We start from the raw sequence: 10558 nt of genomic DNA on the forward strand, positions 1-10558 counted from the left end.
CTAATCGAGGTATCACCTTGTTCATAAATTTTAACTATTTTCTCACGCAACTCGATCGAATAAGGTTTCATTTTTTTCGCTTATGTACTAAATAGAGTGTATCATATATACATGGAATATGCTGTATATCCGTTTTTGGGCGGGGTCAAAAAGCCATTGAAACTCTCTCCTGGATAGCCAGAAGGTTTGCTTAGAAGAATGTATCAAACTTTTACAAAGAAACCGAGCAAGCTCATAAAGTCTCTGTCTGCCCGGACAAAAGCAGTTAGCTAGTCCCATGCTGGTTCTCCGTTTTTCAGATTGGACAATACACGGGCCTCAACACCCTAAAAATGAAGAATTGTAAAGTTTTATCAAGATCTTTGCACATCTGAATTAAAATCTTCTCATAAAAAAGACTAGCTTTTAGCAGGCGCAAATTGTGGAAAAAGGTTGAAAACTCAGAATATGAGATCGAGTTCGCTACTCTTACATGGTGCAATAAAATGTAACTTTTGATGCCAGAACCAGTAGCATGAACTTTGTCGAAGGCCGAATGCCCGTCAGGCAAATGCCTTCGGAAAATCGCCTTCTTGGCGCTGCATCAAATCTTAAGTGCAATTACTTCCCTTTGACGGGAAGCGGAGCCTTCGAGCAAACATTTAGCTCCAGGGCTTACGCACCAGAACTTTGATAAACCGGGTTTTTTAACCGGGAGCGAGGGCGGCAACAAAGTGTTTTCGTTCATCAAACCCGGTTTCAGCGTCCGAGACTGAACTCGATCGAATGAATGCAGTCGCAACCAATCTTTAAATGTCGCGATACTGCAAGTTGCGTGCAAAGCAGGGAGCTAACCGCAGTGATGGATCTCGATTGTTTACCTTACGGCGCAGGCCACGCCCAAGAAGGTGTCTGTCTCCTAGTGCGAATGGGGCCGCACCGCATTTTACTCGACTGCGGTGTAGAGGATATTGCACCGCTGTCAGCGACACTAAATCGATCGCTGCCAGCCGATTTTGTGGTGTGTACCCACGCCCACTCTGACCATGCCAGAGGTTTGCTAGCACTCCATCAATCTTTCCCCCACTTGCCAATTTACGCCAGCGAAGTGACAGCGCGACTGCTACCGCTCAACTGGCCAGAACTGGCTCAGCAGCCAGAGTCCAGATTCTGTCAGGGACTGCCCTGGCAGTCGCCGCTCGAAGTGCGCCCAGGACTGAGCGTGCAGTTGTTCCCGTCGGGCCATTTGCCCGGAGCGGCGACTGTGCTGCTGACTTATGCCGCACCCCACCGCAGCTACACCGTGGTTTACACCGGCGACTTTTTCCTGTCCAATTCTCGTTTGGTGGAAGGTTTGCCCCTGGGAGAACTCAGGGGCATGAAGCCGGATGTGTTAATTTTGGAAGGCAGTTACGGCACGGCGCGCCACCCTCACCGCCGACAACTGGAAAATCAGTTAGCCGATCGCATCCACCGCGCGATCGCCGACGGGTACTCGGTACTGCTGCCCGCGCCGGCCCTTGGTTTGGGCCAAGAAATGCTGATGCTGCTCCGCAGTCACCACTACTTTACTGGCCGCGACTTGGATATTTGGGTGGACGGCACAGTCGCCGACGGGTGCGACGCTTATCTGGAGCTGCTACACCAATTTCCCACCGCCGTCCAAAATTTTGCTCTGCACCAACCTTTGTTTTGGGACGAAAGGGTGAAACCCCGCGTCCGTCGGCTGTCTCCCGAACAACGCCCCGGATTGGGAGCCACGCCCTGTATTGTGATTACTGACCAAATAGCTGATTTGCCTTTGTATGTTGCCGATGGCACAAATCCTTGGATTTTGCTCGCGCCTCAAAAACCAGGATATCCCGTCAGCGACTGGCTGGGCAACAGGCCCCAATCAGGAGTCAGAAGTGTCGAAACTTATCTGCTAGCCGAACACTGCGACGGGCCGGGGACGACCCAACTCATCCACAATTTGCGTCCCCAGCACGTAATTTTACTCCACGGTTCCCCTGCATATTTGGCTGACTTGGCTAACTTGGACGAGCTGCGAAACCGCTACCAGTTGCACACTCCGGCGGCCGGAACACTGGTCGAATTGCCGATCGGGGAAATGTTTTTGCAGCCCGCTATCCCAGAAACTAACTATGAGGGAGAACTCAGCGAATTGGGGACAGAGGTAGCAATTAGCTTGCCGAGTCCGATTACAGCCGATCCTCGGTGGGCCAATTTTGCCGATACCGGCTTGGTAGAAGCGCGCTGGCAAGGCGAAGAGCTGGTACTGCGCGGCATCTCCCAGCGCGAACTCCTTTTTCAAGGCAGCGCCGTTCAGGCCAACCTCGAGTGCTGCGGCAATTGCCAGCACTACCGCAGCCAGCGCTGTTGGAACCAGTCCAGTGCTTTGTTTGGCTTTAAAGTTACCCCCGACGGTTTCTGCCCCGTCTTTAAAGCGATACCGGAGTCCGAACTTTTCCTAGAAGATGGCGAAACAGACGGCGAATAAGCTGTCGGACACCTTGAAACCAGCCCCCAGGCAAAGAAAACAAAAGAACAGTCCTAGACGCACCCAGACAAAAAACCCGGTTTAAGCAGGGGTAAGCTGTCGCGTATTGAATTTTTAAACTACTGTGTACTTACGCTCTTGTGAGGTGGGCGGGAGATTCCGCCATTAAGCTTAAATTTAAAGGCAAAATAGCTTATGCGGTCACAACCCAGAATATGTTTGGCCTAAACCGGGTTTTTTCCATAATTTCTCCACAAAAAAGGGAGAAAAGTCGTTTTCTTTTCCCCCAAGTTTTCCTTGTGCCTCAAGCGCGAGATCAAAACTATTCCAAATTCGAGTCCGGGTAGTGATTGCGAATTTGTTCGGCTTCGGGACAATCGTCAGAAACTAGGGGTTCGCAGTTAGTTCGGGATACCGAAGCCAACTTCTGGGACACAGAGCCAATACTTTCGAGACGCACCATTTCTTCCCAGGAGCTGATTTCGTCTTCTTCGTCGGTTTCGTAGCGCAGCGTGACTAGATCCCCTTCAATATCTAGGATACGAGCGCGCTCTATCCAACGTTGCTGATCTCGAAGAAAAATAGAAACCTCACGACCATCACAACAGAGTTGATAGATTTTGCGCTGTAGCATTTGTCAGTTCTCCTGCGCAGTGTAACTTGCTTAAAATATGGTCTGTTTACCGTAACGTACTTTGGGTTTTACATCGGAAGGCACAGCCGTATGGACTGGCCAGTTTCACGTTTTCCGCAACTTTTGTACCGATGGGGGTTACCAAATTTGATTTTACCACCAAATCTATCTAGTACGCCATTTATCCAATTACAGGTTGTGCAGCCAGTGGCATCCGTCGTGAGAGGCATTTGCCAGCATAGATCGCAGCATTAGGACTTGACGACGGCACGCGATTAACAGCGACAATAACAACAGACTCTGCCTCAAAAATCTCGCTCTCTTTTGCCTCAAGTCCCCCAGCAACCTATTGTTTCGACTTTTGTGCGATCGCCCGCTAACGCCTCTTGGCTCAATCTCAAATCTCAAATCTCAAAGCGAAAGCTCTAAAGCGACACTCAAACAGCGACAATAAAAACAGACTCTGCCTCAGAAATCTCCCTCTTTTCTACCTCAACTCCCCCAGAAACCTTTTATTTCGACTTTTGTTCTGGCCCCGAGTACCCTCTGTGAACTCAATCTAAAATCTAAAATCTAAAATCTAAAATCAACAGACTGGAGTGTGATAAAAATCACTGACAGCAGGCAGCCCCTAAATGTAGAAAATGGTGGCGGCCAACAACAAGCTTCAAAACGGGCAGCGGAACCTGTGGCGGTTAAGCTAAAAGAATTGCGGTTCCGTTCAAAACAAATTGGAGTCATCGCTCGTGCGTATTAAGGAGGCTAATTGATGGTGTACGCAGAAAATTGGTCGCAGCCGTCTATTTTGGAGCTAGCGCGATCGGGCAACTTTCAAGCCCTAAATTATTGGATTGACAGCTTGCTGCGACCCGAAGGGATTTATGCCCGCGTCGAACAGGCTCAGGCCGGCTGCGTCCAAATCCTCGTAGAATTCCAGCGCGAATTTGCGCCAGATACTACATTACTCGGGAGCACTCTCCGGGAACGCTTAGTCAAATTTATTTGCCACCAACTCTGGAGACTCAACTCGCCCGCAGTAGAAGGAGTGCGAATTCACGCGCGCTTGGCTGGGGATGCAGACATTCTCTGGAAACAGTCAGTGCGAATTGTAACTCCGGCAAACCGCCAGCGGCGGCGTTACCGTTCCCTACCGGCCGTCGATTGGGTTAAATTTAAAACGTATCGTTCTCTGCTGCTAGTGGGATCGGCACTTGCCTCATTTATTTTAGGGTGTTGGGTCAGCTACCACGAAGCTCTGACCCTGCGGTCAGTATCCCCAGTATCCGGGTACCAGCAAACTGCGGTAATGTCGGGGCCGCCTCCAAAACGTGCGGATACGGTGCAAGCGGCCTTAGAAGTGGTACCAGTAGTAAAGCAAAAGCAAGTTGCTAATCCTTACGACCCAACAGTAACGCTGATGTTCGGAGGAAATGTGAATCTATCGGATGCGCTCGGAGCATCTGCTGCCAACGATCACCAATGGGCTTTCGCCAATATGGACGAGTACCGGCAAGCAGATGTGGCGATGGTTAACTTAGAAAACTCCCTGACTCGCTCTACATTGGGGTCTGGCAAAAAACAATTAAATTTTAAAGCCGCTCCAGAATCAGTGAAAGTATTAACAGCCGGAGGAGTGGATATTGTCAATCTGGCAAATAGCCGCGCTATGGATTACGAGGAACCGGGGCTGGTGGAGACGATGAATACTCTAGATAATAGTGGGATTCAACACCTGGGAGCCGGCAGAGATATTAAAGAAGCGAGGCGTCCAGATATTATTGAAGTTAAGGGTCAGCGGATTGCCTACCTCGGTTATTACGATGCCGAGCTTCACGTCGCCGACCAAGGGAAAGCGGGTACTAACCCCCGCCGCAACAATCGCGTGGCCGAGGATATTCGAGCTCTTAGGGGTCAGGTAGACTGGATTATTGTTAATTACCACTGGGGAGTCGAATTGGCCGATTATCCAGGGGACTGGCAGATTGATTTGGCTCGGTTCACGATCGACCAAGGAGCTGATTTGGTAGTTGGACACCATCCCCAGGTATTGCAAGGTGCAGAACTTTACAAGGGCCGCCCGATAGTTTACTCGCTGGGTAATTTTATATTCGGCGGGAATGCTCGCAGGGATTACGATACGGCAGTCCTGAAAGTATCGCTCAAAGACCGGAATATGAAGGTAGAGTTTCTGCCTGTGGAGGTGAAAAAGTTTCAGCCGAAGGTGGTGAAGGGAGCTGCTGCCGATCGCATCCTCAAACGCGTCGAGCAAATTTCTAGTATTTTCGATCGACCGATGGGATCTTCTGTAGTTCTCGATGCCCTAGTCCAGCCAGGAGCCACACTAAAAACTCCAAATTCTCCATTGCCAGGAGCGGCAAAGAGCGGTACCTACCAGCCGGGGCGAAGTTCCGGGGGAACCTCGGGTGAAAGCAATCTGCAAAGCCCCGGACAACCCAAACCTACTTTGATTTTGCCGACTTTGCCGGCTGCGCCCCAACAGCCCGACAACTCCTCATTTTTCCCGAACGGGACAGGGCCTGCAATTGAGTCAAACCCGCCTCCGAATCAAAATTTGCCGCCGCGCATCTACCCCAGTCAACCTCAAAATCCCAGCCGGGAACCAGAGCCATTTACAAAAGAGCCATTCATCAAAGAACCGTTTATTTCGCCCCCATCTCCCAGTCAAGGAGCAGTGCCGAGTCCCCAAAGCAATCTTCCCCCCAGGGCTGTATCTTTTGAAGTCGCACTCAAACAGCAGCCCACCTCAGCGATCGTTCCAGGTACCAGCAGCAAACGCTCCAAGCACCGGATCGCCCTGCCTCCTATAGCTGGGAGGATTGGTTAGTCGATGGGGGTCGGAACAACGAGGAGCCCGGGGGAGGATAGGGGCGGTAATGGGTGAACATCAAGATACTAGCGGCCAATTATTAACGACCGATTTACTGACAACCAATGATCGATGACCTACTACCGATGACAAATGTGTTTGCGATCGCGCTCAAGCAAAAGCAGTACAAAACCTATATCCTCTCCGACGAAACGGCTAACTCTACTCTAGAAGTTGTGCCGGAACGGGGCGGTATTGCCACTAGCTGGCTGGTTGAAGGCAAAGAAATCTTGTACTTGGACGCGGAACGGTTCGCCAATCCCGATCTGACTGTACGTGGCGGGATTCCCATCCTGTTTCCCATCTGCGGCAATCTCCCCGACAATACTTACGCCCACCAGGGAGTGCAGCGTCAGCTCAAACAGCACGGCTTTGCTCGAGACTTGCCTTGGACAATAGGCGAACAAGTTACGGAGGGTTGCGCCGCTCTTACGCTAATTCTCAATAGCTGCGACAAGACGCTGGCTGTTTATCCCTTTGATTTCCAACTAGCCTTCACTTATCAGATTAAAGGCAATTCTTTGGAAATTTTTCAGCGATACACCAATCTGTCTGCTGAACCCATGCCGTTTTCTAGTGGTTTGCACCCCTACTTTTTGGCGACGGACAAATCAAAGCTGCGCTTTGAGATTCCGGGGATGCAGTACAGAGATCAGAACACCAATCAAAAGGGTTACTTCACTGGGGTTTTTGACTCGACTTTGGATGAAATTGATGTTTCCTTTGACGAACTCACTGGTCTTGCTGCTACTGTCACTGACGCGGCGAGCGGCTTGCGGCTCACCCTCAGTTACAGCTCCAGCTATGGGAAGTTGGTTTTCTGGATGTTGAAGGGCAAGGATTTTTACTGTTTGGAACCTTGGACTGCTCCTCGAAATGCTCTCAACACTGGCGAACACATGATTTATTTGCAGCCGGGAGCGACTTGCCAGATGCTGGTTCGCATGACTGCAAATTTTATTTAAAAAAGACTTGCTATTTCAAAAGAGGGGTGCTACTATTAGAAATTGTGTGCGGTAACAATGTTTTCGCGGGTCGCTAGCTCAGCGGTAGAGCATTCGGCTTTTAACCGATTGGTCTCGGGTTCAAATCCCGGGCGACCCATAAAAAATTTGTAAGTTGAGAATTTTGAGTTTTGAGTTGAATGCTCGGAACTCAAAATTTTGTTTTTTGAACTTTTAAGTAAATATGGAAAGATAGTGCGCGATCGGTGGCAAATTGTCTTAATATTATCGTAAGAATTGAGCTTGTCGAAAATTCACTGCCCAAAAATCACAAATAATTAGGAGGAATATCTATGGCGCTTGTACCTATGCGATTGCTGCTCGACCACGCGGCTGAAAATGGTTACGGCCTACCGGCTTACAACGTCAACAACATGGAGCAAATCCAAGCGATCATGCGCGCTGCTGACGAAACCAACAGCCCCGTGATTCTGCAAGCTTCTCGCGGCGCTCGCTCCTACGCTGGCGAAAATTTCCTGCGCCACTTGATTTTGGCAGCAGTTGAAACCTATCCTCACATTCCCATTTCCATGCACCAAGACCACGGCAATGCCCCTGGCACTTGCTATTCTGCCATGCGCCAAGGTTTCACCAGCGTGATGATGGACGGTTCTCTCGAAGCAGATGCTAAGACTCCCGCCAGCTACGAGTACAACGTTCAAGTTACTCGCGATGTGGTGAATGTTGCTCATTCGATCGGCGTTAGCGTTGAAGGCGAACTGGGTTGCTTGGGTTCTCTGGAAACAGGAATGGGCGAAGCAGAAGACGGCCACGGCTTTGAAGGTGCGCTTTCTCACGATCAGTTGCTGACAGATCCTGAACAAGCTGTGGATTTCGTCGAGCAAACCGGCGTTGATGCTCTAGCAGTTGCGATCGGCACTTCTCACGGCGCTTACAAGTTCACTCGCAAGCCGACTGGCGAAATTTTGGCAATCAGCCGCATTGAAGAAATTCACCGCCGCTTGCCGAATACTCACTTGGTAATGCACGGTTCTTCTTCTGTGCCCCAAGAATTGCTGGAAATTATCAACAGCAACGGTGGCAAAATCCGCGAAACCTACGGCGTACCTGTGGAAGAAATCCAAAAGGGCATCAAGTGCGGCGTTCGCAAGATCAATATCGATACTGACAACCGTTTGGCGATTACCGCTGCGGTGCGCGAAGCTTTGTTTGCCAAGCCCGATGAGTTTGACCCCCGCCACTTCTTGAAGCCGTCGATCAAGTATATGCAGAAGGTTTGTAGCGATCGCTATAATTCTTTCGGTTGCGCCGGTCACGGTACAAAGATTAAGCAAGTGTCTTTGGATGATTTTGCAGCTAAGTATGCTAAGGGCGAATTGAGCTCTTCTGCTAAGAAGACTGTAGCTGTTTAAGAATTTTAGGTTTTAGATTTTAGATTTGTCTGAAGTCTAAAGTTTCGATGGCCGGGTAGCTGTGGAGTTGCCCGGTTTTTGTTTTTGGACACAAACCCATAGAAGTGATATTGAAAACTGCGATCGCTATAGCAGTATCCCTACTTTTGCTTACAATGAAGCTAATGTTCGTGGGAAATTCAACGGTTTGAATCAAAGGTGAACGAATGGCAAAGGTTATTGCAGTTACAGAAGCTATTAAAAGCCTGGCTGAGGCTGAATCAAGGTTGAATTTGAGCAGAACTGAGGATGAGGCTTTTTTTACAGAGTGGCAAACCCAATTGCCAAGTCTCAGCGATTCTGAACAGACTGCTTTGGATACGCTACGACGCAGATTGCTATATCATAGAGCCGATGGAGAATTGTTAGAAGGGGCAGTGACTTTGCTGGTGGCATCACCTTTGTTAGAACTGGCGGGATTCTACGATCCACCTTTCAGGATGAAGGCTGAATCTGCTATCGAAATTGCGATCGATGATGGGGAAGAAACCCTGCGCGGACAAATTGATATCTTGATTTTGCAGAATCAGCTTTGGGTAATAGTTTTGGAGTGTAAGAAGACTACGATTTCGACGCGATCGGCATTACCCCAAGCATTAGCATACATGATGGCAAATCCTGATTTGGATAAACCGAGATTTGGTATGTTGACGAATGGCGATGATGTGTTGTTCGTGAAACTCAGGGCTCAACCTACACCCGAATACGGGTTATCGCGGGCATTTTCGATTTATACTGTGCGAAGTGAATTGCGATCGGCTTTTCAAGTCTTGAAGCATTTAGGGCAAGGTATTACTGCCGTCTAAGTTACGGTGAAGGTATTGCTCATCGGCGGCATAAAGACGTGCCATCTACTACAAATCCTCGTCCATCACTCGATCGTTTTCCCGAATATCTGTTTCAATTTCATCGGGAAAGGCTTCAGCATAAGCCCAAGCGTTAGCAATATCAGTAGCAGAGAGTAATCGATAGCTTGTGAGTAAATCAGCTTCGCTGTAGCCAATGCGACGAGCTTCTACAAGTCCCCAAACGGTGATGCGAGTTCCAGCAATGCAGGCACTCCCGCCACAAACATCAGGCGTTTTTTCAATACCGCGCCAAGGAGTGATTTTGCCTTGGGATAGGAGTTGAACGACTTGAGCTTTTTCGTCGTCAGAGAGTGCCAGCAGTTGAGGCTCTAATTCTTTCACCGTCATGACAAACAATGGAATTGCTACTACCAATTATTCTATCGAATCGATAGCCCCATTTACCCGATCGCCCATTGCCACTCCTAGTAATTTGGGTGAAGCGCGGAGAATGCAAGCAATGGTTGTATCAATTACACCGCCTGGGCGATCGCATATTGCCTCAGTACAGGTGAAATCGTGTAAAAATTTGCTTGTTGTTCAATCAAGCAGCGCCGCGATAGAGATTGCAGCGCATTTAGCAAATCTGAAGCCGGAATTATGTCATTTTCTAGCAATTTTGCCCGGTTGATTGGCTGGCTTTCTTTCGCTAATAAGGAGATTACTTGTTTTTCTAGTTCCGATAGGCGATCGAACTGCTGCTGTAAAACATCTTTCAAATCTTCTGGCAGCAATATCGTATCATTTGGTAATAACTCTGTCACGCCTCCACCCAAGTCTTGAATCAGATTCGCCACGCTTTTTAACCATAGGGGATTGCCTTGGTAGCGATGAATAAAAGTTTCACTGTTGTCGCTTTCTTCTAACCCATAATCTCTGAGTATTTCCCGTGCGGCGGCGATGTGTAAACCTTTGACTTGTAAAGTGCGAATAGAAGTATTTTGGCTTTTAACTTGAGTCACTTCTCTCGGTTGTTCCCAACCGATTAACATAAAGCAGCTTTGATGGGATAATTTTTCTATTTGTTTGAATAAAGAGCGATATTCTTCGGATTCTGGTTTATATTTTCCTGCCAATTCGCCGCTACAGAAAAGGTTGTGAACGTCATCTAAGATTATTAAACAGCGATGGTTTTGTAAATACTTAATCAGCGGTAAGCGTTTTTGGTTTGTTGGGGATGAATCTTGTTTTTCTGAGTGGGAAAAAAGCTGTATTAGCAATACTCCGGACAGTTTTTAAGCAGCCAAAGTACCATAAGACAAGACTGAAGGAAGATTAGGATGGTTTAAAATCA

The 10558-nt window shown here is 48.6% G+C and carries 9 protein-coding genes and 1 tRNA gene; 7 read left to right on the top strand and 3 right to left on the bottom strand.

The annotated features are described in order from the left end of the window. Nucleotides 1-841: 841 nt before the first annotated feature. Nucleotides 842-2479 (top strand): MBL fold metallo-hydrolase, encoded by a 1638-nt coding sequence (locus QUB33_RS27890; protein ID WP_333357405.1) that lies wholly within the window; start codon nucleotides 842-844, stop codon nucleotides 2477-2479. A 322-nt stretch (nucleotides 2480-2801) separates the two neighbouring features. Here the strand turns inward: QUB33_RS27890 and QUB33_RS27895 are convergent, their stop codons facing one another. Continuing rightward, nucleotides 2802-3113, bottom strand: coding sequence for a DUF6679 family protein (locus QUB33_RS27895; protein WP_015177146.1), 312 nt, complete (start codon nucleotides 3111-3113; stop codon nucleotides 2802-2804). 601 nt (nucleotides 3114-3714) lie between these two features. Between QUB33_RS27895 and QUB33_RS27900 the strand changes: the two genes are divergently transcribed. The 6 genes from QUB33_RS27900 (at nucleotide 3715) to QUB33_RS27925 (ending at nucleotide 9222) form a co-directional block, all read left to right on the top strand. After that, nucleotides 3715-3870: a hypothetical protein gene (locus tag QUB33_RS27900; protein WP_190663334.1), complete on the top strand. Its 156-nt coding sequence runs from the start codon at nucleotides 3715-3717 to the stop codon at nucleotides 3868-3870. A 12-nt stretch (nucleotides 3871-3882) separates the two neighbouring features. Beyond that, nucleotides 3883-5958 (top strand): CapA family protein, encoded by a 2076-nt coding sequence (locus QUB33_RS27905; protein WP_333357392.1) that lies wholly within the window; start codon nucleotides 3883-3885, stop codon nucleotides 5956-5958. 137 nt (nucleotides 5959-6095) lie between these two features. Further along, a complete protein-coding gene (locus QUB33_RS27910; protein WP_445299568.1) occupies nucleotides 6096-6965 on the top strand; it encodes an aldose epimerase family protein in 870 nt (289 codons plus the stop codon). A 67-nt stretch (nucleotides 6966-7032) separates the two neighbouring features. Next, nucleotides 7033-7104 (top strand) — tRNA-Lys (locus QUB33_RS27915). A 193-nt stretch (nucleotides 7105-7297) separates the two neighbouring features. Further along, nucleotides 7298-8377 (top strand): class II fructose-bisphosphate aldolase, encoded by a 1080-nt coding sequence (gene fba / locus QUB33_RS27920; protein ID WP_006633469.1) that lies wholly within the window; start codon nucleotides 7298-7300, stop codon nucleotides 8375-8377. 206 nt (nucleotides 8378-8583) lie between these two features. Beyond that, the gene (locus tag QUB33_RS27925) at nucleotides 8584-9222 is read left to right on the top strand and encodes a type I restriction endonuclease (protein ID WP_333357398.1); all 639 of its coding nucleotides are present in this window, start codon (nucleotides 8584-8586) and stop codon (nucleotides 9220-9222) included. Between the two features lie 48 nt (nucleotides 9223-9270). Here QUB33_RS27925 and QUB33_RS27930 read toward each other — a convergent pair whose 3' ends face one another. After that, nucleotides 9271-9612, bottom strand: coding sequence for a DUF433 domain-containing protein (locus QUB33_RS27930; protein ID WP_333357401.1), 342 nt, complete (start codon nucleotides 9610-9612; stop codon nucleotides 9271-9273). Between the two features lie 125 nt (nucleotides 9613-9737). Beyond that, nucleotides 9738-10484 carry a hypothetical protein gene (locus tag QUB33_RS27935; protein ID WP_445299567.1) on the bottom strand — a complete coding sequence of 249 codons (747 nt, stop codon included), beginning with the start codon at nucleotides 10482-10484 and terminating at the stop codon, nucleotides 9738-9740. Nucleotides 10485-10558 lie beyond the last annotated feature (74 nt).

It is taken from the genome of Microcoleus sp. B3-A4, assembly GCF_036705385.1.
GTDB lineage: Bacteria > Cyanobacteriota > Cyanobacteriia > Cyanobacteriales > Microcoleaceae > Microcoleus.